General features: G+C 46.5%; 1 rRNA gene. It reads left to right on the forward strand.

What is annotated here, in order from left to right:
* Nucleotides 1-318, forward strand: a 23S ribosomal RNA gene (locus ACHRV5_RS22460); the annotation flags it as partial.

Genomic DNA, 318 nt, shown 5'->3' on the forward strand with positions numbered 1-318 from the left:
ACATCTAAGTAGGCGGAGGAGAAGAAAACAAAAGTGATTCCGTAAGTAGTGGCGAGCGAACGCGGATTAGCCCAAACCAATGTTGTTACGGCAAGATTGGGGTTGTAGGACCACGACATTTTATGCATGAAGAATTAGAATCAACTGGAAAGTTGAGCCATAGAGAGTGATAGCCTCGTATAAGTAATGACTGTAATAGATAGTGGTATCCTGAGTAGGGCGGGGCACGTGAAACCCTGTCTGAATTTGGCGGGACCATCCGCTAAGGCTAAATACTCCTGAGAGACCGATAGTGAACCAGTACCGTGAGGGAAAGGT

It is taken from the genome of Flavobacterium sp. FlaQc-52 (genome assembly GCF_044007495.1).
GTDB lineage: Bacteria > Bacteroidota > Bacteroidia > Flavobacteriales > Flavobacteriaceae > Flavobacterium > Flavobacterium cupriresistens.